Here is a 23,999-nt window from a genome sequence, read left to right as displayed (position 1 = left end):
GGGCTTTTTATTCGGCACGCATCAGAACAACTTGCGGCCTTTATTCGCGGCAATCCGCATACGCAATGCATTCAACTTGATGAAGCCGGCAGCATCGGCCTGATTGTAAGCACCGCCATCTTCTTCAAACGTTGCAATGTTGGCATCAAACAAAGACTCGTCTGACTTGCGACCTGTAACGATCACATTGCCTTTGTACAATTTGAGGCGAACAACACCGTTAACGTGAGCCTGCGAAGCATCGATCATCTGCTGCAGCATGATGCGCTCAGGGCTCCACCAGTAGCCGGTGTAGATCAGGCTCGCGTACTTGGGCATCAACTCGTCTTTGAGGTGAGCAACTTCACGGTCCAGAGTGATCGACTCAATGGCACGGTGAGCACGCAACATGATGGTGCCGCCCGGAGTCTCGTAGCAACCACGGGACTTCATTCCGACATAACGGTTTTCAACGATATCGAGACGACCGATACCGTTCTCGCCGCCAATACGGTTGAGTGTTGCCAGCACAGTGGCCGGGGTCATTTCGACGCCGTCCAGAGCGACGATATCGCCGTTGCGGTAAGTCAATTCCAGATAAGTCGGCGTGTTCGGCGCGTCTTCTGGAGACTTGGTCCAACGCCACATGTCTTCTTCGTGCTCAGTCCACGTGTCTTCCAGCACACCGCCCTCGTAAGAGATGTGCAGCAAGTTGGCATCCATCGAGTACGGAGACTTCTTCTTGCCGTGACGCTCGATCGGGATATTGTGCTTTTCAGCGTAATCCATCAGCTTTTCACGGGAGAGCAAGTCCCACTCACGCCAAGGAGCAATCACTTTCACCCCTGGCTTCAAGGCATAGGCACCCAGTTCGAAACGAACCTGATCATTACCTTTACCCGTTGCGCCGTGGGAAATGGCGTCTGCGCCTGTTTCGTTGGCGATTTCAATCAGGCGTTTGGCGATCAGTGGACGAGCAATGGAAGTACCCAGCAGGTACTCGCCTTCGTAAACGGTGTTGGCACGGAACATCGGGAAAACGAAGTCTCGAACAAACTCTTCACGCAGGTCATCAATGTAGATTTCCTTGACGCCCATGGCTTGCGCCTTGGCACGTGCAGGTTCGACCTCTTCGCCCTGACCCAGGTCAGCGGTAAAGGTTACGACTTCACAGTTATAAGTATCCTGCAGCCACTTCAGGATCACCGAAGTGTCCAGGCCGCCCGAATAAGCCAGAACGACCTTGTTTACGTCCGCCATGCCATCACTCCACGGGTTGTTCGAAAAGCCGAACAGTCTACCGCCCATATCCATGAATTTACAGAGGCGCGACAGCTTAAGACGACAAAGCGACAGATAATGTCAAAGGAGCGACCAGACGGTCACGTCAGGAAATCGCCGCAGAATTGCTGACACCTACAGAAGGCACAGACTTTTCTGGCTCTGGTACACGCTCCAAACGCACGCTGACCCGACGATTTCTCTCACGATTTGCCCGGGTCGTGTTGGGTGCCAAGGGGTATTGTTCGCCATGAAAACGGACTGTGATCTGAGACTCCTGGAGCCCCTTCTCCTTGAAGAAGTCCATCACCGCCAATGCCCGTCGCCGTGACAGTTCGCGGTTGGTCAAGCGATTGCCCTGATTATCGGAATAACCGTCCAGGATGACGCGGTTGACCGTAGGGTCTGCCTTCAAGTACTCCACCATGACTTGCAAGTTGATCCGAGCCTTCGCATCCAGCTCGGTACCCCCGCCAGGAAAGCCGACCTGGCTTTGCCTGACCTGCTCAAAGTTCTTCGCCAACAACTTGGTGGTACACGCCTCGTAATCCCCGTAGGCCTGGCGAAATCTGGCCGGTAACAGGCGAACCTCCGAAACATTGCCATCGCGCGAGTAGTGCCTGACCAACGGGCTACGCCCTTCAATCAGCCCACGAAACAAGCTGGCGGCCTGGGCCTGGGAACTGTTGAACAATATCTGCCCACGGCCAATTCGCACCGAGCCCAGGTCAATGTCGCCGCGGCCCGGCTGCCAGGGTGCGGCGGCGGCCAATAGCTTCGCAGACCCCTCCCCCAGCATCGAGTTGTAGGCATTGAGACGAAAAACGGCCTGCTCCCCGGCTCGACGCACAAAGGCCCCGGAGCCGAAATCAGTAATGGGCTGGATCAGCCGACACTCGAATTTGTCGCCTTCCACTTTCCACTCGATATTCTCCAGCCGAGTCTGAAAGGTCAGAGCCATGGCAGGCAGGCTGGCAAACATACTGAGCAGGATGAAATAATGCTGGCGCACGGGAGGCTCCACAGGCTTGCACTGCAAAAAAACAGTCCACAGATTGATGAGATATCGGTCAGCAATCACAAAACTTGATAGCGAGTGCCTGATAGAGTCTTTTCCGGTAGCATTCACATCAGTTTGACCCGCCTGGAATTCCCAATGTCTGACCGCCTGACCCTGCTGCGTCCCGACGACTGGCATATACATCTTCGCGATGGTGCTGTGTTGCCTCACACGGTTGCGGATGTAGCGCGCACTTTTGGCCGCGCCATCATCATGCCCAACCTGGTACCTCCGGTGCGTAATGCTGCCGAAGCCGATGCCTATCGCCAGCGCATTCTGGCTGCGCGCCCGGCCGGTAGCCGTTTCGAGCCGCTGATGGTGCTTTACCTCACTGACCGAACACAGCCAGAAGACATTCGTACGGCCAAGGCCAGCGGATTCGTCCATGCAGCCAAGCTGTATCCGGCTGGGGCAACGACCAACTCCGACTCAGGTGTTACCAGCATCGACGCGATCTTCCCGGTCCTCGAGGTCATGGCTGAAGTTGGCATGCCCTTGCTGATCCACGGTGAAGTCACCCGCGCCGGTGTGGACGTCTTTGATCGCGAAAAAATCTTCATCGACGAGCATATGCGCCGCGTTGTAGATCGCTTCCCGACACTCAAAGTCGTGTTTGAGCACATCACCACCGCTGACGCGGTGCAGTTCGTCAACGAGGCCTCGGCCAACGTCGGCGCAACCATTACGGCTCATCACCTGCTGTACAACCGCAATCACATACTGGTTGGCGGAATCCGCCCGCACTTCTATTGCCTGCCGATTCTCAAGCGCAACACCCATCAGGAAGCCCTGCTGGATGCGGCCACCAGTGGCAGCGAGAAATTCTTCCTGGGTACAGACTCTGCACCCCACGCCCAGCACGCCAAAGAAGCGGCGTGCGGTTGTGCCGGTTGCTACACCGCTTATGCGGCCATCGAGATGTACGCCGAAGCTTTCGAGCAACGCAATGCCCTGGACAAGCTGGAAGCCTTTGCCAGCCTGAACGGCCCGCGCTTCTACGGATTGCCCGCCAGCACCGAACACATCACCCTGGTTCGCCAGGAGTGGACCGCCCCAAACAGCCTGCCTTTCGGCGAGTTGACCGTAATTCCGCTGCGCGCCGGTGAAACACTGCGCTGGCGCCTGCTGGAGGAACAGCTGTGAGTGACGACCATTATGATGACGAACACGAAGGCGGCCATGGCGGCGGATCGCGCCACCCGATGGCCGAGCGTTTTCGCGGCTATCTACCGGTCGTAATCGATGTTGAAACCGGTGGCTTTAATAGCGCTACTGATGCCTTGCTGGAAATCGCAGCCGTCACGATCGGCATGGACGAAAGAGGCTTTGTGTTCCCGGAGCACACCTACTTCCACCGTGTTGAGCCGTTTGAAGGCGCCAACATCGAAGCTGCAGCGCTGGAATTCACAGGCATCAAGCTCGACCACCCACTGCGCATGGCTGTCAGCGAAGAGACGGCCCTGACCGACATCTTCCGTGGCGTGCGCAAGGCCTTGAAAGCCAACGGTTGCAAGCGTGCCATCCTGGTGGGCCATAACAGCAGCTTTGACCTGGGTTTCCTCAACGCCGCTGTCGCTCGCCTGGACATGAAACGCAACCCGTTTCACCCGTTCTCAAGCTTTGACACCGCTACCCTCGCAGGCCTGGCGTATGGTCAGACAGTATTGGCCAAAGCCTGCCAGACAGCTGATATCGATTTTGATGGGCGTGAAGCGCACTCGGCTCGTTATGACACCGAGAAAACCGCTGAGCTGTTCTGTGGCATCGTTAACCGCTGGAAGCAAATGGGCGGCTGGAAAGACTTCAACGACTGATCCTGTCGTTCAGGCTTTCATCGCGCCCTAAAAAAAACCGGACACTGGGTCCGGTTTTTTTATGCCTGAAACTGACGCTTACAGCTGGTCAGCATTCTCGGTCAGGTACGCTGCAACACCTGCGGTCGAAGCGGTCATGCCTTTGTCGCCTTTTTTCCAGTTGGCAGGGCAAACTTCGCCGTGCTCTTCGTGGAATTGCAGAGCGTCAACCAGACGCAGCAGCTCGTCCATGTTACGGCCCAGTGGCAGGTCGTTGACGATCTGGGAGCGTACAACGCCCTTGTCGTCGATCAGGAACGCGCCGCGCAGTGCCACGCCGCCTTCGTTTTCAACGTCATAGGCCTTGCAGATTGCGTGATTGATGTCGGCAGCCATGGTGTATTTCACCTGGCCAATGCCGCCATTGTTCACTGGAGTGTTGCGCCATGCGTTGTGGGTGAAATGGGAGTCGATCGACACGGCAACCACTTCAACGTTACGCGCCTGGAACTCAGGGATGCGGTGGTCCAGAGCGATCAGCTCGGACGGGCAAACGAAAGTGAAGTCCAGCGGGTAGAAGAACACCAGGCCATATTTACCTTTGATGGCGGTGGACAGTGTGAAGCTGTCAACGATTTCGCCATTGCCAAGTACGGCTGCGACGGTGAAGTCAGGGGCTTGTTTGCCTACGAGTACGCTCATTGGATATCTCCTGGTGTGCTGCGTGAAAAACAGGGTCCGGTCGGTGCCACCATCGGTTAATGGTACTCAGCCGACCCGCTCCTGCGTGAAAATGACCGGTCATCATACACCGCCCGTCTGGACGGGCCTTAACCCTTTTTCAGGCCCTGAAAGCAGAATCATCGAGACCGTTCGTCAGCACAGCGCCCACAAGCCTCAATTGAGACTCAAGGTACTTTGACAATCATTCTCGTTAACATTAAGATCCTTGAATTGAATCCCAACCAGCGATGGTTCTTATTTATGTACGTTTGCCTTTGCACTGGCGTCACCGATGGAAAAATTCGCGACGCAATCTACGAGGGTTGCTGCAGCTACCGCGAAGTGCGCGAAGCAACAGGTGTCGCTAGCCAATGCGGTAAATGTGCATGCCTGGCCAAGCAAGTGGTTCGCGAAACCCTGGCTTCACTGCAAACCAGTCAGGCTGCAATGAGTTTCCCGGTTGAATTTTCAGCTGCGTAATGTACAGATTTCAAAGAACCGGACTTAGTGTCCGGTTTTTTTATGCCTAAAATTCAAGTGGTTAGCCCCGAGACGCGGAACACAAACATTCTTATTCCGATTAATTTTCATATATTATTCAAATACTTAGGTTTGACAGTCTGCAACGTGCGGATCAAACTCTGCCGTATATACAGTTAATTAAGGCAGGCCCCAGCCATGAAAGGCGACATTTCAGTTATCCAGCATCTCAACAAAATTCTCGGCAACGAACTGGTCGCTATCAACCAATACTTCCTGCATGCACGTATGTATCAGGATTGGGGCCTGGAAAAGTTGGGTGCTCACGAGTACCACGAGTCCATCGACGAGATGAAGCACGCGGACAAGCTGATCAAGCGCATCCTGTTCCTGGAAGGCCTGCCGAACGTACAAGATCTGGGCAAGCTGCACATCGGCGAACACACCAAGGAAATGCTCGAGTGCGACCTGCGTATTGAGAAGACCGGCCACGCCGACCTCAAAGCTGCTATCGCCCATTGTGAAGTTGTCGGTGACTTTGGCAGCCGCGAAATGCTGGAAGATATCCTGGAATCCGAAGAAGAACATATCGACTGGCTGGAAACTCAACTGGGCCTGATCGATAAAGTAGGGATTGAGAATTACCTGCAATCTCAAATGGGTGAGTAACTAACAGCCATTAAAAAGCCCCGCCCTGTTTATCACGGGGCGGGGCTTTTTTATGCGTGTTACATAACAACTGTAACTACGCGACTGACATCAGGCTTCAGTCTTGTTTGCAGCAGCTTTCTCGACAGCTTCTTTGATCAAAGCCTGCAAAGAACCATCGGCGGCCATTTCAGCCATGATGTCGCTACCACCCACCAACTCACCACCGACCCACAGTTGCGGGAAAGTTGGCCAGTTAGCGTACTTCGGCAGATTGGCGCGGATTTCCGGGTTCTGAAGGATGTCCACGTAAGCGAACTTCTCGCCACAACCCATGACTGCCTGGGCAGCCTTGGCCGAAAAGCCGCACTGCGGGGCATTCGGGGAGCCTTTCATGTAGAGCAGAATGGTGTTGTTCGCAATCTGGTCTTTAATAGTTTCGATGATATCCATGGAGCACCTCGGCTGAACTTTCCGACTCAGATGTCGGCACGGTGGCGCATTGTAACGGAAAGCCGAGCGTGACGCTCGGTCTCCCCGACAGACAATAGTCGGCCCCTCACGCCTCTCCAAATGCCCCGCGCAATTGCCAAGCAACGCCACGGCAGTGTACAAATGGACAGCTGAGGTGAGGCATACCACCTGAGTGGCTCGTGCAGCGCAAGACTCGCTCAAACCTCTATACACGTGACCCTTATTGGCAAGACGCGACATTTCCTTATAAGATCGCGCCTTCCCCTATTTCGTCGCCCCGTGCGGCTTTCGCCGCAGGTCTCGCCCGTTTTTCCGAAAACCCCGGCTTTGAGCATCTGCGGTCGTTGCAAAAAAGGTAGTTAATGATGAGCGCAAGGCACTTTCTCTCCCTGATGGATTGCACGCCCGAAGAGCTAGTCAGCGTGATTCGTCGCGGTATCGAGCTGAAGGACCTGCGTCAACGCGGCGTTCTCTTCGAACCTCTGAAAGGTCGCGTGCTGGGCATGATTTTCGAGAAATCATCGACCCGTACCCGTCTGTCATTTGAAGCAGGCATGATCCAGCTGGGTGGCCAGGCCATTTTTCTGTCCCCTCGCGACACCCAACTGGGCCGTGGCGAGCCAATCGGTGACTGCGCCATCGTGATGTCGCGCATGCTTGACGCCGTCATGATCCGCACCTTCGCACACAGCACCCTGACCGAGTTTTCGGCCAACTCCCGCGTACCTGTTATCAATGGTCTGTCAGACGATCTGCACCCTTGCCAGTTGCTGGCCGACATGCAAACGTTTCAGGAACATCGCGGATCGATCAAAGGCAAAACCGTGGCCTGGATCGGTGATGGCAACAACATGTGCAACAGCTATATAGAAGCGGCCATCCAGTTTGACTTCAAGCTGCGTGTTGCCTGCCCTGAAGGCTATGAGCCCAACCCGCAGTTCGTGGCTCAAGCCGGTGATCGCGTGACTATCGTTCGCGATCCTCGTGATGCCGTGATTGGCGCCCATCTGGTCAGCACTGACGTGTGGACCTCCATGGGCCAGGAAGAAGAAACCGCCAAGCGCCTGCAGCTGTTTGCTCCGTACCAGGTCAACCGGGCCCTGCTCGACCTGGCTGCCGACGACGTGCTGTTCATGCACTGCCTTCCCGCTCACCGTGGCGAAGAGATCAGCCTCGATTTGCTGGATGACCCCCGCTCCGTGGCATGGGATCAAGCTGAAAACCGCCTGCATGCGCAAAAAGCGCTGCTCGAATTCCTTGTCCAACCGGCGTACCAACCCGCATGAGTCAGCCGTTATTGCTCAACCTTAGCGATCTGGCCTGTGGGTATCAGGGCCAGAGCGTCGTACAAAACCTCAACCTGCACCTCAATGCTGGAGATATTGGCTGCTTGCTGGGCTCATCGGGCTGTGGCAAAACCACCACACTGCGCGCTATTGCCGGTTTTGAGCCGGTGCATCAGGGTGAAATCAGGCTGGCCGGGGAGGTCATTTCAAGTGCTGGCTTTACCTTGGCCCCAGAGAAACGTCGTATCGGCATGGTGTTTCAGGACTACGCCCTGTTTCCGCACCTGAGCGTGGCCGACAACATTGCGTTCGGGATTCGCAAACATCCGAACAAGGATCGCGTGACCGAAGAGCTGCTTGAACTGGTCAATCTCAAGCAGCTCGGCAAACGCTTCCCCCACGAGCTTTCCGGCGGCCAGCAGCAACGTGTCGCCCTTGCACGTGCATTGGCACCCGAACCTCAATTACTCCTGCTGGATGAGCCGTTTTCCAACCTCGATGGCGAGTTGCGACGCAAACTCAGCCATGAAGTACGAGATATCCTGAAAGCACGGGGCACCAGTGCGATTTTGGTGACACATGACCAGGAAGAAGCCTTCGCTGTCAGCGACCATGTCGGCGTATTCAAGGAAGGCCGTCTTGAACAGTGGGATACGCCCTACAACCTGTACCACGAACCTCAGACACCTTTTGTGGCGAGTTTTATCGGTCAGGGCTACTTCATTCGGGGCCAGTTACTAAGCCCTGAGTCGGTGCAAACCGAGCTGGGGGTTTTACGCGGCAACCGCGCATACACCTGGCCGACTGGCGGCGCAGTCGATGTGTTGCTGCGTCCGGACGATATCGTCTACGCGCCGGACAGCGATTTGAAAGCCCGGATTATTGGCAAGACATTCCTCGGCGCCTCCACCCTGTACCGCCTGCAACTGCCTACAGGAAGCCAGCTGGAATCGATTTTCCCGAGCCACGCCGATCACTTGCCTGGGGCACAAGTGGGCATTCGCGTAGCAGCCGAGCATCTGGTGATGTTTCAAACCAGCGGCAGCGTTGCTGCGCAAATCCCGCACTCCGAATCAGGTGTAAGGCGTTTCAGCACCGCTCAGTAATCCCTTACCACAACAATTCGCGCTTACACCCGACCTACCTCTGCAAACTGCGCCTGCGTATGCTCTGCCAGCACCCCAGGCGCCAGTTCCACTTCCAGCCCGCGTCGTCCGGCGCTGACAAAAATAGTCGCAAAACCTTCAGCACTTTTATCGATAAAGGTGCGCAGTCGCTTCTTCTGCCCCAGCGGACTGATGCCTCCCAACAAATACCCTGTTGAACGCTGAGCTGCCGCCGGGTCCGCCATTTCGACTTTTTTGACCCCGGCAGCGTGTGCGAGGGCTTTTAAATCAAGGCTTCCGACGACCGGTACCACAGCGACCAATAACTCCCCCTTCTCACTGCTGGCCAGCAACGTCTTGAACACCTGAGCAGGTTCCAGGCCAAGCTTTTCTGCGGCCTCCAACCCATAGGATGCCGCTTTTGGATCATGTTCATAGCTATGCACACGATGTTCGGCGCGAACTTTTTTCAGCAGGTCCAATGCAGGCGTCATGACAGCTCCAGTCTTGAATGAGGAAAAGAAAACTGATGGCCGATTTTAGGCTATTGGCCCGTAAAAAACGCGCTGGCACGGGGCTTTGCGCCATGCATTTAGCTGAAACGTTACACGCCAACCTACCAATTCGTAGTGTTTTCTTACAGAAAAACCAGTACCACACCCCCGTTCTAAAGTCAGAATGTGAATACCCGTTCACTTTCGACCTTTGACAGCAGCGTTTCTTGTCTATATTTTTTCGAATCTGAATACTAGCATTCAACTTTTGTACGACTTTACCTACATGCTGAAATCAATGGCACGCAATTACCCGATCAGACCAAGGCGCGCCGCCACCCTGATTGATAACGTCTAAAAACAACAATAACGAGGCTTCAGATGACGACTGCATCGCAACACCCCACACTTTCAGGTCAGTGCCTGGCCGAGTTTCTCGGTACCGCACTGTTGATATTTTTCGGTACCGGTTGCGTTGCGGCTCTCAAAGTCGCGGGTGCCAGTTTTGGCTTATGGGAAATCAGCATCATTTGGGGCATTGGCGTCAGCATGGCGATTTACCTGACAGCAGGCGTTTCAGGCGCACACCTGAACCCGGCAGTCAGCATCGCGCTGTGCCTGTTCACCGATTTCGAAAAACGTAAGCTGCCCTTTTACATCCTTGCCCAAGTCGCAGGCGCCTTCTGCGCTGCAGCGTTGGTTTACACGCTCTACAGCAATCTCTTCTTCGATTACGAACAAGCACATCAAATGGTTCGAGGCAGCCAGGCCAGCCTGGAGTTGGCATCGGTCTTTTCGACCTACCCGCACCCCTCGCTTACAACGCTCCAAGCCTTCCTCGTCGAAGTGGTGATTACCGCTATCCTGATGGGCGTGATCATGGCGCTTACCGACGACAAGAACGGTTTGCCACGTGGCGCACTGGCACCCCTGCTGATCGGCTTGCTGATTGCTGTCATCGGTAGCTCGATGGGGCCGCTAACCGGCTTTGCGATGAACCCCGCGCGTGATTTCGGGCCTAAACTGATGACATTCTTGGCGGGTTGGGGTGAAATTTCGTTCACCGGTGGACGCGACATCCCTTACTTCCTGATTCCAATATTTGCACCGATCGTGGGCGCTTGCCTGGGCGCAGCCATTTATCGCGGCCTGATTGCCCGCCACCTGCCTGACGCTGCCCCTGTAGCCGCCGACACCCAGGCTGCAGCGCAAGTGAAAACCCAAGCTTCCTGATATCGACTTATGAAACGGGGCGCACGAGACCTACTGCCCGTTACCTTTCTCGCGCCCCCAACCTCCCTCATTCTGCAAGGCACTTTCAAATGACCGACATTCAGAATAAGAACTACATCATTGCGCTGGACCAAGGCACAACCAGTTCGCGAGCGATCATCTTCGATCGTGACGCCAACGTGGTATGCACGGCGCAACGTGAGTTTCAACAGCACTACCCGCAACCGGGCTGGGTTGAACACGACCCGATGGAAATTTTCGCCACCCAAAGCGCCGTGATGGTCGAGGCCCTTGCACAAGCCGGCCTGCATCACGATCAGGTGGCCGCCATCGGCATCACCAACCAGCGTGAAACCACCGTTGTGTGGGACAAGGTCAGCGGTCGTCCGATCTACAATGCCATCGTATGGCAGTGCCGCCGCAGCACCGAAATCTGCGAGCAGCTCAAGCGCGATGGCCACGAGCAATACATCAGCGACACCACTGGCCTGGTGACCGACCCGTACTTCTCGGGTACCAAACTGAAGTGGATCCTCGATAACGTCGAAGGCAGCCGTGAGCGCGCACGCAATGGCGAACTGTTGTTCGGCACCGTCGACAGCTGGCTGATCTGGAAATTTACCGGCGGCAAAACCCACGTCACCGACTACACCAATGCCTCTCGCACCATGCTCTTCAACATCCACACTCTGGAGTGGGATACCAAGATGCTGGAGGTACTGGATATCCCGCGCGAAATGCTGCCAGAAGTGAAGTCATCTTCAGAAATCTACGGCCGCACCAAAAGCGGTATTGCCATTGGCGGCATTGCAGGCGACCAACAGGCCGCACTGTTTGGCCAGATGTGTGTCGAGCCGGGGCAGGCCAAGAATACTTACGGCACCGGCTGCTTCCTGCTGATGAACACCGGCGCAAACGCCGTCAAATCGACCCACGGCATGCTGACTACCATCGCCTGCGGCCCACGTGGCGAAGTTGCCTACGCATTGGAAGGCGCCGTCTTCAATGGTGGTTCCACCGTTCAATGGCTGCGTGACGAACTGAAGATCATCAACGACGCACACGACACCGAATACTTCGCCAACAAGGTCAAGGACAGTAACGGCGTCTACCTGGTGCCTGCCTTCACTGGCCTGGGCGCCCCTTACTGGGACCCGTATGCCCGTGGCGCATTATTCGGCCTGACTCGCGGCGTACGCGTTGATCACATCATTCGTGCAGCACTGGAGTCGATCGCCTACCAGACACGCGACGTGCTGGATGCCATGCAGCAGGACTCTGGCGAACGCCTCAAAGCCTTGCGTGTGGACGGTGGCGCCGTAGCCAACAATTTCCTGATGCAATTCCAGGCCGACATTCTCGGCACCCTGGTTGAACGCCCGCAAATGCGCGAAACCACTGCATTGGGCGCGGCCTACCTGGCTGGTCTGGCCTGCGGTTTCTGGGGCAGTCTGGATGAATTGCGCGGCAAGGCCGTGATCGAGCGCGAATTCGAACCTGCGCTGGACGAAGCCAGCAAAGAGAAGCTCTATGCCGGCTGGAAAAAAGCCGTCAGCCGCACTCGCGACTGGGAACCCCACGAAGAAAGCAACTAAGCCTGCCGGGCAATAACTGCTGCGGGCGCCATTGGCGCCCGCAGTCGCTTCAATATTTGATGGCACCTGCGAGTAGCAGGCGGCGCTTTCCTGCGGCATCATGGGCGAATTTGCTTCGCCGCCCAAAGGAAAATCAATGAATCTGCCTCCACGCCAGCAGCAGATCCTCGAACTCGTACGCGAGCGCGGTTATGTCAGCATCGAGGAAATGGCTCAGCTGTTCATCGTCACACCGCAGACCATTCGTCGCGACATCAATCAACTGGCAGAAGCCGATCTGCTACGCCGTTACCACGGTGGAGCCGCCTATGACTCCAGCGTTGAAAACACTGCCTACGCCATGCGCGCAGACCAGATGCGCGACGAAAAGCGCCGCATTGGCGAAGCCATTGCCGCCCAGATCCCTGATCACGCCTCGATTTTCATCAATATCGGCACCACCACCGAGTCGATTGCACGGGCGCTGCTCAATCACAACCACCTGAAAATCATCACCAACAACCTGCACGTGGCTTCAATCCTGAGTGCCAAGGATGACTTTGAAGTCCTGATCGCAGGCGGCAACGTACGCCGCGATGGCGGTATCGTTGGCCAGGCCAGTGTCGATTTCATCAACCAGTTCAAGTTCGACTTTGCACTGGTCGGTATCAGCGGCATCGACTCCGACGGTAGCCTGCTGGACTTCGACTATCAGGAAGTTCGCGTCTCACAGGCGATTATCGCCAACGCCAGACAAACGATCCTGGCTGCCGACTCCAGCAAGTTCGGCCGCAATGCGATGGTACGGCTGGGCCCGATCACCCTGATTGATTGCCTGGTTACCGACCAGCCGCCCGTGCCCGAACTCGCGCAACTCCTGGCTCAAAACAAGATCCGCCTGGAAGTGGTGTAACCGGCCCGCAGGTTCATCTGCCCATTCAAAATGTTCGATATTCTTCTTTTAACCCCCCTTCGATGAGTTTTTTCAATCGAAGGGTGCTGGCTACCCTCGCCTTTATCCGCTAATATTTTCGAAAATGAACATTAGTGTTCACATTCAAATATGCGTAAAGAACGCGAGGCCCATTTATGTCCCTGACCACCTTGCCTGCCACCCCCCTCGCTGAGGTTTACGACGTTGCTGTGATTGGCGGCGGGATCAATGGCGTCGGGATTGCGGCAGACGCAGCCGGTCGCGGCTTGTCTGTGTTCCTTTGCGAAAAAGACGATCTGGCCAGCCACACCTCATCCGCCAGCAGCAAGCTGATCCACGGCGGCTTGCGCTACCTCGAACATTACGAGTTCCGCCTGGTACGAGAAGCACTGGCAGAGCGTGAAGTGCTGCTGTCCAAAGCGCCGCATATCGTCAAACCCATGCGTTTTGTCTTGCCCCATCGCCCGCACCTGCGCCCGGCGTGGATGATCCGTGCCGGGTTGTTTCTGTATGACCATCTGGGCAAGCGCGAAAAACTCGCGGGCTCCACCAGCCTCAAGTTTGGTGCAGACAGCCCGTTGAAAGCAGAAATCACCAAAGGCTTCGAGTACTCCGACTGCTGGGTCGATGACGCTCGCCTGGTAGTACTTAACGCCATGGCCGCACGGGAAAAAGGTGCCCATGTCCATACACAGACTCGCTGCGTGGGTGCGCGCCGTAACAAAGGGCTGTGGGAATTGAACCTGGAACGTGCTGACGGCAGCCTGTTTTCGATTCGCAGCAAAGCTTTGGTCAATGCCGCTGGCCCTTGGGTAGCCAAATTCATCAAAGACGACTTGAAGCTGGATTCGCCTTACGGCATCCGCCTGATCCAGGGCAGTCACCTCATCGTTCCCAAGCTGTATGACGCGCCCAATGCGTTCATTCTGCAAAACGAAGATCAGCGGATTGTGTTCACCATTCCCTACATGGATCAGTTCACTATCATCGGCACCACCGACCGTGAATACACAGGCGATCCGGCCAAAGTAAGCATCACGGAAGAAGAAACCGACTACCTGCTGAATGTAGTCAATGCCCACTTCAAGCAACAAGTAACCCGCAGCGACATCCTGCGCACTTACTCCGGCGTGCGCCCGCTGTGTAACGACGAGTCCGACAACCCTTCAGCAGTGACCCGGGATTACACCCTGGCATTGTCCGGCGCACCGGGCGAAGCCCCGCTGCTGTCAGTGTTCGGCGGCAAACTGACCACTTACCGCAAGCTGGCCGAGTCGGCCATGGCCCAATTGACGCCCTACTTCACCCAGATCAAGCCGAGCTGGACCGCCACCGCGACATTGCCGGGCGGCGAAGACATGACCACGCCAAAAGCCCTGAGCGCCGCCCTGATCAGCAAACACAGCTGGCTGGATGCCGCGATTGCCAAGCGCTGGGCAATCACCTATGGCAACCGCTCGTGGCGCTTGCTGGACGGCGTACAAGGCCTGAGCGACATGGGCGAGCATATCGGCAGTGGCCTCTACAGCCGTGAAGTCGATTACCTGTGCAGCCAGGAATGGGCACTGGATGCACAGGACATTCTGTGGCGCCGGACCAAGCTGGGCCTGTTTACCACCGCTGAAGAGCAGGCGCATCTGTCCCAGTACATGGCCACCCTGAATCTGAAAAACCGCAAGGTAGAAGCGGCTTAAACCTGCTCCCCCGCCCCACAGGTCTCAATTGCTTGTGGGGTGAGGGCATGACGATCCCGCTTGCTCGCGATGAAATCGGAACGGTTTGCCAGAAAACCCTGACTACCTGAATCGCGAACTGCCTGCGCCATCTTTCATTCGGTTTTCCGAACGCTCACCCCTGTATCATTCGGCTTTCCGGGCGAGACCGCTTTTAAAGCCCGCCATCAATAAAATTAAATCCCTTATAAATCAAAGCATTAGGCATAAATTCAATGTCTGGCACGACTCATGCTCTACACTCTGGACCGAATGCTTTAACAGAGCGTTTAGTCTGTTGAGACATTCGAAGTACAAAAGGGCCCACAAACGGGCTCAATAAAAAAAACAATGTCGAGGAAACACCGATGCGCATCGTTCCGCAACTTTTGGGCGCAGCAATTGCTGCAGCTCTGATTAGCACTCCAGTTTTTGCAGCCGAATTGACCGGCACACTGAAGAAAATCAAAGAATCCGGCACCATCACCCTTGGGCATCGTGACTCCTCCATTCCGTTCTCCTACATCGCGGACGCTTCCGGCAAACCGGTTGGTTACTCCCACGATGTACAGCTGGCAATCGTTGAAGGGCTGAAAAAACAGCTCGACATGCCGGACCTCAAAATCAAATACAACCTGGTTACTTCCCAGACCCGTATCCCGCTGGTGCAGAACGGCACGGTTGACGTTGAGTGCGGCTCCACCACCAACAACGTGGAACGCCAGCAACAAGTCGACTTTTCGGTCGGCATCTTCGAAATCGGTACCCGCCTGCTGTCCAAAAAGGACTCGCCTTACAAGGACTTCGCTGACCTGAAAGGCAAGAACGTCGTAACCACGGCTGGCACCACCTCCGAGCGCATCCTCAAGGCGATGAACGCTGACAAGCAGATGGGCATGAACGTGATCTCGGCAAAAGACCACGGCGAAGCCTTCAACATGCTTGAGTCGGGCCGTGCTGTTGCTTTCATGATGGACGACGCCCTGCTGGCCGGCGAAATGGCTAAAGCCAAGAAGCCAACTGACTGGGCTGTTACCGGTACTCCACAGTCGTACGAAATTTACGGCTGCATGGTTCGTAAAGGCGACCCTGAGTTCAAAAAAGCAGTGGATGACGCCATCGTTGCCTACTACAAGTCGGGCAAAATCAACGACACCTACAACACCTGGTTCCAATCGCCTATTCCACCAAAAGGCCTGAACCTGATGTTCCCGATGAGCGATGAGCTCAAGGCACTGATCGCCAACCCGACAGACAAAGCAGCAGACGACAAGCCAGCAGAAGAAAAGAAATCCTGATTTCTGACCTTTGATACTCCCGAGCGTGGGTCATCACGCTCGAGGAGTTGTCGAGCACCTTTGTACTAAGCTTCTTATTGCATTAGAGAACACTCGAACCGCTGGTTATCGAGCGGGTTTTGTGTGCCCGACGACCCTGTCGGGTGAGAACGGATTCCCTGAAGCAAGTGCTTGTTTATAGACCCATCTGAGGGGAGACCCTGCATGAATTACAACTGGGACTGGAGCGTGTTCTTCAAGTCCACCGGCGTAGGCAGCGAGACGTATCTCGACTGGTTTATTTCCGGATTGGGCTGGACCATCGCTATCGCTGTTGTCGCCTGGATTGTCGCCTTGATCCTGGGTTCGCTGCTGGGTGTCATGCGCACACTGCCGAACCGTTTCATCGCGGGCATCGCCACGGTTTACGTTGAAATCTTCCGTAACGTGCCGCTGCTGGTGCAGCTGTTTATCTGGTACTTCCTGGTACCCGACCTGCTGCCGCCTGATTTGCAGGAGTGGTACAAGCAAGACCTCAATCCGACGACCTCGGCTTACCTGAGCGTTGTCGTGTGCCTGGGCCTGTTTACCGCTGCACGGGTTTGCGAACAGGTTCGTACCGGTATCGAGGCACTGCCACGAGGTCAGGAAGCTGCCGCCCGCGCCATGGGCTTCAGCATGTCGCAGATCTACTGGAACGTGCTGCTGCCGCAAGCCTACCGGATCATCATTCCACCGCTCACCTCCGAGTTCCTGAACGTGTTCAAGAACTCCTCCGTGGCCTCGTTGATCGGCTTGATGGAACTGCTGGCACAAACCAAACAGACCGCTGAATTTTCCGCCAACCTGTTTGAAGCCTTCACCCTGGCCACCCTGATCTACTTCACCTTGAACATGAGCCTGATGTTGCTGATGCGCCTGATCGAGAAAAAAGTAGCAGTGCCCGGCCTGATGTCTCTGGGGGGTAAATAATGGACTTCTTCGATTTCAGCGGCATCGTCCCTGCCCTGCCAGGCCTGTGGAACGGCATGGTCATGACCTTGAAGCTCATGGTCATGGGCGTCGTGGGTGGCGTGGCCCTGGGCACAGTGCTGGCATTGATGCGTTTGTCGTCAAGCAAGTGGATGGCCAATCTGGCCGGCGCTTACGTGAACTACTTCCGCTCGATCCCGCTCCTGCTGGTCATTACCTGGTTCTATCTGGCCGTACCTTTCGTGCTGCGCTGGATCACCGGCAAAGACACCCCGATCGGCGCTTTCGAGTCGTGCCTGGTGGCCTTCGTGATGTTTGAAGCCGCCTACTTCTGCGAAATCGTACGAGCTGGCGTGCAGGCCATTCCCAAAGGCCAGATGGGTGCAGCCAAAGCACTGGGCATGAGTTACGGCCAGGCCATGCGCCTGATCATCCTGCCCCAGGCCTTTCGCAAAATGACCCCCTTGCTGCTGCAACAGAGCATTATCCTGTTCCAGGACACGTCGCTGGTTTACACCGTAGGCCTGGTTGACTTCCTCAATGCCTCGCGCTCCAGTGGCGACATCATCGGCCGCTCCAATGAGTTCCTGATCTTCGCCGGTCTGGTGTATTTCATCATCAGCTTTTCCGCCTCGCTGCTGGTCAAGCGTCTGCAAAAAAGGTTTGCCGTATGATCTCGATCAAGAACATCAACAAGTGGTACGGGGACTTCCAGGTACTGACCGATTGCAGTACTGAAGTCAAAAAGGGCGAAGTGGTCGTAGTATGCGGCCCGTCCGGCTCGGGCAAGTCGACCCTGATCAAGTGCGTCAACGCCCTTGAACCGTTCCAGAAAGGTGACATTACGGTTGACGGCACTTCCATTGCCGACCCGAAGACCAACCTGCCAAAACTGCGTTCGCGGGTTGGCATGGTGTTCCAGCATTTCGAACTGTTCCCGCACATGACCATCACCGAAAACCTGACGATTGCGCAGGTCAAGGTATTGGGTCGCAGCAAGGCCGAAGCCACTAAAAAAGGCCTTGAACTGCTGGAGCGCGTTGGTCTGTCGGCCCATGCCCACAAGCACCCGGGCCAGTTGTCCGGTGGTCAGCAACAGCGTGTGGCGATTGCCCGCGCCCTGGCCATGGACCCGATCGTCATGCTGTTTGACGAACCGACCTCTGCGCTCGACCCGGAAATGGTTAACGAAGTACTCGACGTGATGGTGCAACTGGCCAACGAGGGCATGACCATGATGTGCGTAACCCACGAAATGGGTTTTGCACGCAAGGTGGCCGACCGTGTGATCTTTATGGACCAGGGCAAAATCGTCGAAGACTGCGAGAAAGAAGAGTTCTTCGGTGACGTATCAGCCCGCTCCGAGCGTGCGCAGCACTTCCTCGCCAAGATCCTGCAGCACTAAATTTGGTGCAAACCAAATACCTGTAGTCGCTGCCGCAGGCTGCGAAGGGGGCCAAAGCCCCCGTTTTCTGGATACCACAGGGTATTCTTCGCAGCCTGCGGCAGCGACTACAGTTTTCGCGTGCCTCTTATCGCGACAAGGCATCTGTGATGAAATGCGACCCCACTCTTTACCGCGGTGCTCCGCCCTCACTTGCCGTGAAACCTCGTCTACTGCGCCACTTCCTGCTACCTCTGCTGATCATCCTGTTGACGATCGGCCTGGGCTACGCGGGCTATCGCATCAGTGAACACTTCGGTATTCGCACCCTGAGCGAAACCGGCGAACGCCAGCTCGAACTCCACGCCCGTACCGTCGAAAGCGAACTGGGCAAATACACTTACCTGCCCAGCCTGCTGGAACTGGAGTCCAGTGTTTCCAGGTTGCTGGCCGACCCAAGCGTGCAGAACCGGGTCACCGTCAACCAGTATCTGGAAGGCCTTAACCGTCGCAGCCGCAGCCGGGCCATTTATGTGCTCGACACCACTGGCCGCGTGATGGCCACCAGCAACTGGCGAGATACCGACAGCTACCTGGGAGAGGACCTGTCATTTCGCGCCTACTTCCAGGACGCCGTGCGCGGTCAACCGGGGCGCTTCTACGGGATCGGCAGCACGTCGGGTGAACCGGGCTATTACCTGGCTCACGGCCTCGAAGAACAAGGCAAGATCATTGGCGTAGCGGTGATCAAGGTCCGGCTCGAAGCCCTTGAAGAACGCTGGCAGCGCGCTCGCCTCGAAGCCTATGTGAGCGACGAGAACGGCATCATCATCCTGTCCAGCGATCCCACCAGACGCCTCAAGTCAATCCGCCCGCTCAGCGCCGAAACCAAAGAGCGACTGGCACGCAGCCTTCAATACTACTGGTGGCCGCTTAATGAACTCGTACCGCTGGAACGGGAAAACCTGGCCGACGGCGTAGAAAAAGTCACCTTTGCCAATAACAACCAGATCGTTACCGACCAGCAGGAAGTCAGCTATCTGGCGCAAACCCGCAAGCTCAATGACACACCCTGGGACATCACCCTGCTCACGCCACTGCAGGACCTGCGCCGTGAAGCGGCGAATCAGGGGACGCTGGTCGCCGTTGCATTTGCCTTGCTGGCCTTTCTGCTGATTGCCTGGAATGAACGGCGCAAAGTGATCGCCACCCGGCTGGCGGCACGCGAAGCCCTGCAAGAAGCCAACAATCAGCTGGAGCGCAAGATCACCGAGCGCACCACTCACTTGCGGGCCAGTAACGAACGACTCAAAGGCCAGATCCGTGAACGACGCCAGGCTGAAGACACCTTGCGCCGTGCCCAGGATGAACTGGTACAGGCGGGCAAACTGGCCGCCATCGGGCAGATGTCCACCAGCATTGCCCATGAACTGAATCAACCCTTGGCCGCATTGCGCACCCTGTCGGGCAATACCGTGCGTTTTCTTGAGCGCGGAGACCTCAAGGTCGCCGCCGACAATCTCAGTACCATCAACAACCTGGTCGACCGCATGGGCCGCATCACCGCCAACCTGCGCTCGTTTGCCCGCCGTGGAGATGATCAGGGCCAGGCCAGCCTGGGCAAAGCCGTCGATGCGGCCCTGCAATTGCTCGCCAGCCGCATGGAGGAGTCCGGGGTGCAACTTCATCGAGCACTCGGCGATGTAGCGCTCAAGATTGATCAGACCCGACTGGAACAAATCCTGGTCAACCTGATCGGCAACGCGCTGGACGCCATGCAGGGCCAGTCAACACCGCAAGAGCTTTGGCTGGAGGGCGAGGTCAGCGAAAGCAAATACCGCCTGCTGGTGCGCGATAACGGCCCCGGCATCGACCCCGAAGCCCGCAAGCATCTCTTCGAACCGTTCTTCACCACCAAACCCGGCGAACAGGGCCTGGGCCTGGGCTTGACCCTGTCAGCCAGCCTGGCAGCCGCCGCTGGCGGAAGCCTCAGCGCCGAGTTCCCGGCCAGTGGTGGTGTCGCATTTGTCCTTCTTTTACCGCTGGTGCAACCCGCCAGGACCGAGCCCCTATGAATAACGACCTGACCGTCCTGATTGTTGAAGACGACCCCCATGTCCTGCTCGGATGCCAGCAGGCGCTGGCACTTGAAGACATTCGCAGCGAAGGCGTAAGCAGTGCCGAACAGGCACTGGCGTTGGTGGGCGACAACTTCCCGGGCATCGTCATCAGTGACATTCGCCTGCCCGGAATCGATGGCCTGGAGTTGCTCAAGCGCCTCAAGGCCCGCGACCGCAGCCTGCCGGTGGTGCTGATCACCGGGCATGGCGATATTTCCATGGCGGTGGGGGCCATGCGTGACGGCGCCTATGACTTTATGGAAAAACCCTTTTCCCCGGAGCGCCTGGTGGATGTGGCCCGCCGTGCGCTGGAACAACGCAGCCTGGCCCGAGAAGTCTGGTCGCTGCGTCGCCAGTTGGCAGAACGCGACTCGCTCGAGGGGCGAATCATCGGGCGTTCCCCGGCCATGCAGCACTTGCGCGAATTGATCGCCAACGTCGCCGATACCTCTGCGAACGTGTTGATTGAAGGCGAGACAGGCACAGGCAAAGAGCTGGTCGCCCGATGCCTGCACGACTTCAGCCGGCGCCATCCCCAGCAGTTTGTAGCCCTCAACTGCGGTGGCCTGCCGGAAAACCTGTTTGAAAGCGAGATTTTCGGCCACGAAGCCAACGCCTTCACCGGTGCTGGCAAACGCCGCATCGGTAAAATCGAACACGCCCATGGCGGCACGCTGTTTCTGGACGAAGTCGAGAGCATGCCGATCAACCTGCAAATAAAACTGCTGCGGGTATTGCAGGAGCGCACCCTGGAGCGCCTGGGTTCCAACCAGAGCATCGACGTTGATTGCCGGGTCATCGCGGCCACCAAGTCCGACCTTGATCAACTGAGCAAGGCCAGCCAGTTTCGCAGCGACCTGTACTACCGCCTGAACGTGGTGACACTTGAACTGCCGCCCTTGCGCGAACGCCGCGAAGACATCCTGCAGTTGTTCGAATACTTCCTGCAGCAATCATCCCTGCGTTTCGATCGTGCCGCCCCTGAACTGGACAACCAGACCGTGTCCAGCCTCATGAGCCATGACTGGCCGGGTAACGTGCGTGAACTGCGCAACGTGGCCGAACGTTTCGCCCTGGGTCTGCCTGCCTTCAAAAAATCCGGGAGCAACGCGGCGCAGGGGCTGGGCTTTTCCGAGGCAGTCGAGGCGTTCGAGCGCAACCTGCTCAGTGACGCCTTGCAGCGCAGCGGCGGCAACCTGACCCAGGCCAGCCAGGAACTGGGCATGGCCAAGACCACCCTCTTCGATAAAGTCAAAAAATACGGGCTCGCGCACTGATGGATCTGATACTCAAAGCGGCTCTGGGTGCCGCAGTGGTCATCATTCTGGCAATGCTGGCCAAGACCAAAAACTACTACATCGCGGGCCTGGTCCCGTTGTTCCCGACCTTTGCCCTGATTGCGCATTACATCGTCGGCAAAGGGCGCTCGGTGGACGACCTGAAAACCACCATTGTGTTTGGCATGTGGTCGATCATTCCCTACTTCGTCTACCTCGCAACGCTGTACGTACTGGTCGACCGCATGCGTCTTGAAGCGTCACTGGCGCTGGCCGCCGTGGCCTGGCTGATGGCTGCCACCGTACTGGTCAGCGTGTGGGTGCGCCTGCACTGAGCCCGCTCCCACCTAAAGATCATCAGCGCGCCGCTGGCCCGCCCCTTGCATTTACCCCCTGAAGCCCGCCCTGCCTGGATCGGCGGCGATTGAATGGGGTAAATGACACGTTGAATATTCTCGATCTTGATCACAGCCTGACCTCACAAACACCGATCATGCAGCGTCTGACCGATGGTCGCGCTACACGCCTGGACCTGCTCGAACTGGGCCCGCAATTGCGCCTGTGGTCCACCGAACGCAATTACCGGCGTTTCGCCCAGCGCCTGCAGCAAAGGCCGAGACGCCAGGCCCTGCGGCCTGAAATCTTCTTCATCGGCTCCGGCGACTATCATCACCTGACCCCGGCCCTGCTCGCCGACTTGCCCGAACCTGTCACTCTGATCCACTTCGACAACCACCCTGACTGGGTACGCTTTGCCCCCCGTCGCCATTGCGGTTCGTGGGTGAATCGCGCCCTGAAACTGCCGAATATCAAACGCATCGTCACCCTCGGCCCATGCAGCGACGACCTGCAAAACCCGCAATTCAAGGGCGGCAACCTCGGGGCCCTGCGCCGTGGTGATTTGCAGCTATTCCCCTGGCAGCATCCCCCCACCAAAGTCTGGGGCCGAATCGGCGACGGCGCGGGGCACGAGCAGCACGAAAACCTGTTGCACTGGCGCAATCTTGCCGATCAGGACTGGCCAACCTTTCTCGCCGAGCTGATCCGCAGCCTGCCCACCGACGCGATCTGGATCACACTGGACAAGGATGTTCTCGCCAGCGAAGACGCCGCCACCAACTGGGATCAGGGCGGCATGCGCCTGACCCACCTGCTCCAGGCCATCCGGGCCCTGGCCGCCAGCAAGCGGGTGCTGGGCATCGATGTGTGCGGCGAATTCGCCAGGGCACCGCACCGCAACCTGCTCAAGCGCTGGGAGGCCAGGTCCGATCAGCCAGCCCCTGAACGCTGGAGCGAGAGCGACTTGCTGCGCAACTCAACCACCAATGAGGCGCTGATCGCTCTGTTTGAGGAACTGTTCCCGTGACCTTGACCGTGATTGCCCTGGTGGCGTTTTCCATCGTGCTCGATGTCATGGGCCAACTGTGTTTCAAGATCGGCCTGGACCGCCTGCCGGAACTGGAAGGCGGTTTTCGCCTCAACGCATTCTGGGGCCAGGTGTTCAATGCCCCCATGTTGTGGGTCGGTATCGGCGCTTACGTCATCGAGTTTTTCGTCTGGCTGGAGGCCCTGTCACGGGCGCCCCTGAGTGTGCTGTTCCCGGCTGCCGCACTGGCGTACTGCGGCGCGGTGTTCGCCGGCAAGGTGTTCCTGGGCGAACACGTGAGCCGTCGGCGCTGGCTGGGCACCCTGGTGATTACCCTAGGCGTGATGCTGGTCTGCATCGCCGGGGCTTGAGGAGAAGAACAATGGACAACACTGAAACCCTGAAAATCGCAGACAACGGCTGGCTGCATGGCCGTCTGGGAACTGTGGTGCTGTGGGCGCTGTTAATTGCCCTCGAAAGCAGCGGGCAGATTGCGACCAAGGTCGGCGGCGATCAACTGGGGCAGATGGATTTCAGCCTGCAATGGCTGCAAGCCGTGATGCTCAACCCCGGCGTGTGGGTGGCTATTGCCTGTTACATCGGGGCGTTTTTTGTGTGGATGCTGATACTGCGCCGCAGCAGCCTGTCGCTGGCGTTCCCGCTCAGCTCGCTGGTATTTGTGGGGGTTCTGATGGGGTCGTGGCTGGGGTTGGGCGAACATATCAGCGCCCTGCACTGGCTCGGCGTTGCCGTGATCATTGGCGGGATTGCGCTGCTGGCGGAGGGTGAGCCATAGCTCAGCCCTCTGTGGGAGCGGGCTTGCCCG

At 57.1% G+C, this 23,999-nt stretch carries 25 protein-coding genes; 20 read left to right on the top strand and 5 right to left on the bottom strand.

Translation table 11 applies throughout. The annotated features are described in order from the left end of the window. Nucleotides 1-21: 21 nt before the first annotated feature. Complete coding sequence (locus tag VSQ83_RS04470; protein WP_133075884.1) at nt 22-1,239, bottom strand: argininosuccinate synthase; 1,218 nt, start codon at nt 1,237-1,239, stop codon at nt 22-24. A gap of 127 nt (nt 1,240-1,366) precedes the next feature. After that, a complete protein-coding gene (locus VSQ83_RS04465; protein ID WP_326398398.1) occupies nt 1,367-2,272 on the bottom strand; it encodes a flagellar protein MotY in 906 nt (301 codons plus the stop codon). A gap of 144 nt (nt 2,273-2,416) precedes the next feature. On the opposite strand from VSQ83_RS04465, the gene pyrC reads away from it, so the two are divergent. Then, nucleotides 2,417-3,463 carry a dihydroorotase gene (pyrC, locus tag VSQ83_RS04460; RefSeq protein WP_326425453.1) on the top strand — a complete coding sequence of 349 codons (1,047 nt, stop codon included), beginning with the start codon at nt 2,417-2,419 and terminating at the stop codon, nt 3,461-3,463. Beyond that, nucleotides 3,460-4,134: a ribonuclease T gene (gene rnt / locus VSQ83_RS04455; protein WP_019823542.1), complete on the top strand. Its 675-nt coding sequence runs from the start codon at nt 3,460-3,462 to the stop codon at nt 4,132-4,134. The genes pyrC and rnt overlap by 4 nt, the downstream gene beginning before the upstream one ends. A gap of 78 nt (nt 4,135-4,212) precedes the next feature. Here the strand turns inward: rnt and VSQ83_RS04450 are convergent, their stop codons facing one another. Beyond that, entirely contained in the window at nt 4,213-4,815 is a 603-nt protein-coding gene (locus tag VSQ83_RS04450) for a peroxiredoxin (protein ID WP_133075887.1), read from the bottom strand. Between the two features lie 282 nt (nt 4,816-5,097). Here VSQ83_RS04450 and VSQ83_RS04445 point away from each other — a divergent pair, with 282 nt between their 5' ends. Together VSQ83_RS04445 and bfr are read left to right on the top strand one after the other, a co-directional pair. Next, nucleotides 5,098-5,316, top strand: a complete 219-nt coding sequence (locus VSQ83_RS04445) for a bacterioferritin-associated ferredoxin (RefSeq protein WP_133075888.1) — start codon at nt 5,098-5,100, stop codon at nt 5,314-5,316. Nucleotides 5,317-5,514: 198 nt separating this feature from the next. Beyond that, on the top strand, nt 5,515-5,985 hold the full coding sequence (gene bfr, locus VSQ83_RS04440; RefSeq protein WP_016779692.1) for a bacterioferritin: 471 nt from the start codon (nt 5,515-5,517) through the stop codon (nt 5,983-5,985). A 90-nt stretch (nt 5,986-6,075) separates the two neighbouring features. Here bfr and grxD read toward each other — a convergent pair whose 3' ends face one another. Further along, entirely contained in the window at nt 6,076-6,417 is a 342-nt protein-coding gene (gene grxD / locus VSQ83_RS04435; protein WP_016779691.1) for a Grx4 family monothiol glutaredoxin, read from the bottom strand. 386 nt (nt 6,418-6,803) lie between these two features. On the opposite strand from grxD, the gene argF reads away from it, so the two are divergent. Together argF and VSQ83_RS04425 are read left to right on the top strand one after the other, a co-directional pair. Next, entirely contained in the window at nt 6,804-7,724 is a 921-nt protein-coding gene (gene argF, locus VSQ83_RS04430; protein WP_133075889.1) for an ornithine carbamoyltransferase, read from the top strand. Continuing rightward, the gene (locus VSQ83_RS04425; RefSeq protein ID WP_133075890.1) at nt 7,721-8,830 is read left to right on the top strand and encodes an ABC transporter ATP-binding protein; all 1,110 of its coding nucleotides are present in this window, start codon (nt 7,721-7,723) and stop codon (nt 8,828-8,830) included. Before argF ends, VSQ83_RS04425 begins: the two co-directional genes overlap by 4 nt. Nucleotides 8,831-8,853: 23 nt before the next feature. Here VSQ83_RS04425 and ybaK read toward each other — a convergent pair whose 3' ends face one another. Next, nucleotides 8,854-9,324 (bottom strand): Cys-tRNA(Pro) deacylase, encoded by a 471-nt coding sequence (gene ybaK / locus VSQ83_RS04420; RefSeq protein ID WP_133075891.1) that lies wholly within the window; start codon nt 9,322-9,324, stop codon nt 8,854-8,856. Nucleotides 9,325-9,705: 381 nt separating this feature from the next. Between ybaK and VSQ83_RS04415 the strand changes: the two genes are divergently transcribed. The 14 genes from VSQ83_RS04415 to VSQ83_RS04350 all read left to right on the top strand — a co-directional run bounded on the left by VSQ83_RS04415 (nt 9,706) and on the right by VSQ83_RS04350 (nt 23,969). Beyond that, nucleotides 9,706-10,557: an MIP/aquaporin family protein gene (locus VSQ83_RS04415; protein WP_133075892.1), complete on the top strand. Its 852-nt coding sequence runs from the start codon at nt 9,706-9,708 to the stop codon at nt 10,555-10,557. Between the two features lie 89 nt (nt 10,558-10,646). Then, nucleotides 10,647-12,152, top strand: a complete 1,506-nt coding sequence (gene glpK / locus VSQ83_RS04410; protein WP_326425450.1) for a glycerol kinase GlpK — start codon at nt 10,647-10,649, stop codon at nt 12,150-12,152. A 136-nt stretch (nt 12,153-12,288) separates the two neighbouring features. Next, nucleotides 12,289-13,044 (top strand): DeoR family transcriptional regulator, encoded by a 756-nt coding sequence (locus tag VSQ83_RS04405; protein WP_133075894.1) that lies wholly within the window; start codon nt 12,289-12,291, stop codon nt 13,042-13,044. 176 nt (nt 13,045-13,220) lie between these two features. Next, entirely contained in the window at nt 13,221-14,759 is a 1,539-nt protein-coding gene (gene glpD / locus VSQ83_RS04400; protein WP_326425447.1) for a glycerol-3-phosphate dehydrogenase, read from the top strand. A gap of 386 nt (nt 14,760-15,145) precedes the next feature. Next, nucleotides 15,146-16,075, top strand: coding sequence for a glutamate/aspartate ABC transporter substrate-binding protein (locus VSQ83_RS04395; protein WP_133075896.1), 930 nt, complete (start codon nt 15,146-15,148; stop codon nt 16,073-16,075). Between the two features lie 204 nt (nt 16,076-16,279). After that, complete coding sequence (locus VSQ83_RS04390) at nt 16,280-17,026, top strand: amino acid ABC transporter permease (RefSeq protein ID WP_133075897.1); 747 nt, start codon at nt 16,280-16,282, stop codon at nt 17,024-17,026. Further along, nucleotides 17,026-17,700, top strand: coding sequence for an amino acid ABC transporter permease (locus VSQ83_RS04385; RefSeq protein WP_016779682.1), 675 nt, complete (start codon nt 17,026-17,028; stop codon nt 17,698-17,700). Before VSQ83_RS04390 ends, VSQ83_RS04385 begins: the two co-directional genes overlap by 1 nt. Beyond that, nucleotides 17,697-18,431, top strand: a complete 735-nt coding sequence (locus VSQ83_RS04380; protein ID WP_019823566.1) for an amino acid ABC transporter ATP-binding protein — start codon at nt 17,697-17,699, stop codon at nt 18,429-18,431. The genes VSQ83_RS04385 and VSQ83_RS04380 overlap by 4 nt, the downstream gene beginning before the upstream one ends. A gap of 149 nt (nt 18,432-18,580) precedes the next feature. Beyond that, on the top strand, nt 18,581-20,485 hold the full coding sequence (locus VSQ83_RS04375; RefSeq protein ID WP_326425445.1) for a sensor histidine kinase: 1,905 nt from the start codon (nt 18,581-18,583) through the stop codon (nt 20,483-20,485). Further along, nucleotides 20,482-21,807: a sigma-54-dependent transcriptional regulator gene (locus tag VSQ83_RS04370; RefSeq protein WP_133075899.1), complete on the top strand. Its 1,326-nt coding sequence runs from the start codon at nt 20,482-20,484 to the stop codon at nt 21,805-21,807. The genes VSQ83_RS04375 and VSQ83_RS04370 overlap by 4 nt, the downstream gene beginning before the upstream one ends. 8 nt (nt 21,808-21,815) lie before the next feature. Next, a complete protein-coding gene (locus tag VSQ83_RS04365; protein WP_219260995.1) occupies nt 21,816-22,142 on the top strand; it encodes a GlpM family protein in 327 nt (108 codons plus the stop codon). 110 nt (nt 22,143-22,252) lie between these two features. Next, nucleotides 22,253-23,173, top strand: a complete 921-nt coding sequence (locus tag VSQ83_RS04360; protein ID WP_133075980.1) for an arginase — start codon at nt 22,253-22,255, stop codon at nt 23,171-23,173. Next, nucleotides 23,170-23,544, top strand: a complete 375-nt coding sequence (locus tag VSQ83_RS04355) for an EamA family transporter (RefSeq protein WP_133075901.1) — start codon at nt 23,170-23,172, stop codon at nt 23,542-23,544. The genes VSQ83_RS04360 and VSQ83_RS04355 overlap by 4 nt, the downstream gene beginning before the upstream one ends. A gap of 11 nt (nt 23,545-23,555) precedes the next feature. Then, entirely contained in the window at nt 23,556-23,969 is a 414-nt protein-coding gene (locus VSQ83_RS04350; protein ID WP_326425443.1) for a transporter, read from the top strand. Nucleotides 23,970-23,999: the final 30 nt, after the last annotated feature.

This window comes from Pseudomonas sp. DSV-1, from assembly GCF_035830915.1.
Classification (GTDB): Bacteria; Pseudomonadota; Gammaproteobacteria; order Pseudomonadales; family Pseudomonadaceae; genus Aquipseudomonas.
The sequence above is the reverse complement of the archived record's forward strand: the minus strand, read 5'-3'. Positions and strand labels throughout refer to the sequence as shown.

Coding starts and splice junctions, on each gene's coding strand:
- VSQ83_RS04425 (WP_133075890.1), top strand. CDS start 7,721: ATGAGTCAGCCGTTATTGCTCAACCTTAGCGATCTGGCCTGTGGGTAT.
- pyrC (WP_326425453.1), top strand. CDS start 2,417: ATGTCTGACCGCCTGACCCTGCTGCGTCCCGACGACTGGCATATACAT.
- VSQ83_RS04375 (WP_326425445.1), top strand. CDS start 18,581: ATGAAATGCGACCCCACTCTTTACCGCGGTGCTCCGCCCTCACTTGCC.
- grxD (WP_016779691.1), bottom strand. CDS start 6,417: ATGGATATCATCGAAACTATTAAAGACCAGATTGCGAACAACACCATT.
- argF (WP_133075889.1), top strand. CDS start 6,804: ATGAGCGCAAGGCACTTTCTCTCCCTGATGGATTGCACGCCCGAAGAG.
- glpD (WP_326425447.1), top strand. CDS start 13,221: ATGTCCCTGACCACCTTGCCTGCCACCCCCCTCGCTGAGGTTTACGAC.
- VSQ83_RS04445 (WP_133075888.1), top strand. CDS start 5,098: ATGTACGTTTGCCTTTGCACTGGCGTCACCGATGGAAAAATTCGCGAC.
- VSQ83_RS04415 (WP_133075892.1), top strand. CDS start 9,706: ATGACGACTGCATCGCAACACCCCACACTTTCAGGTCAGTGCCTGGCC.
- VSQ83_RS04385 (WP_016779682.1), top strand. CDS start 17,026: ATGGACTTCTTCGATTTCAGCGGCATCGTCCCTGCCCTGCCAGGCCTG.
- bfr (WP_016779692.1), top strand. CDS start 5,515: ATGAAAGGCGACATTTCAGTTATCCAGCATCTCAACAAAATTCTCGGC.
- glpK (WP_326425450.1), top strand. CDS start 10,647: ATGACCGACATTCAGAATAAGAACTACATCATTGCGCTGGACCAAGGC.
- VSQ83_RS04470 (WP_133075884.1), bottom strand. CDS start 1,239: ATGGCGGACGTAAACAAGGTCGTTCTGGCTTATTCGGGCGGCCTGGAC.
- VSQ83_RS04390 (WP_133075897.1), top strand. CDS start 16,280: ATGAATTACAACTGGGACTGGAGCGTGTTCTTCAAGTCCACCGGCGTA.
- VSQ83_RS04395 (WP_133075896.1), top strand. CDS start 15,146: ATGCGCATCGTTCCGCAACTTTTGGGCGCAGCAATTGCTGCAGCTCTG.
- ybaK (WP_133075891.1), bottom strand. CDS start 9,324: ATGACGCCTGCATTGGACCTGCTGAAAAAAGTTCGCGCCGAACATCGT.
- VSQ83_RS04405 (WP_133075894.1), top strand. CDS start 12,289: ATGAATCTGCCTCCACGCCAGCAGCAGATCCTCGAACTCGTACGCGAG.
- VSQ83_RS04380 (WP_019823566.1), top strand. CDS start 17,697: ATGATCTCGATCAAGAACATCAACAAGTGGTACGGGGACTTCCAGGTA.
- VSQ83_RS04350 (WP_326425443.1), top strand. CDS start 23,556: ATGGACAACACTGAAACCCTGAAAATCGCAGACAACGGCTGGCTGCAT.
- VSQ83_RS04450 (WP_133075887.1), bottom strand. CDS start 4,815: ATGAGCGTACTCGTAGGCAAACAAGCCCCTGACTTCACCGTCGCAGCC.
- VSQ83_RS04370 (WP_133075899.1), top strand. CDS start 20,482: ATGAATAACGACCTGACCGTCCTGATTGTTGAAGACGACCCCCATGTC.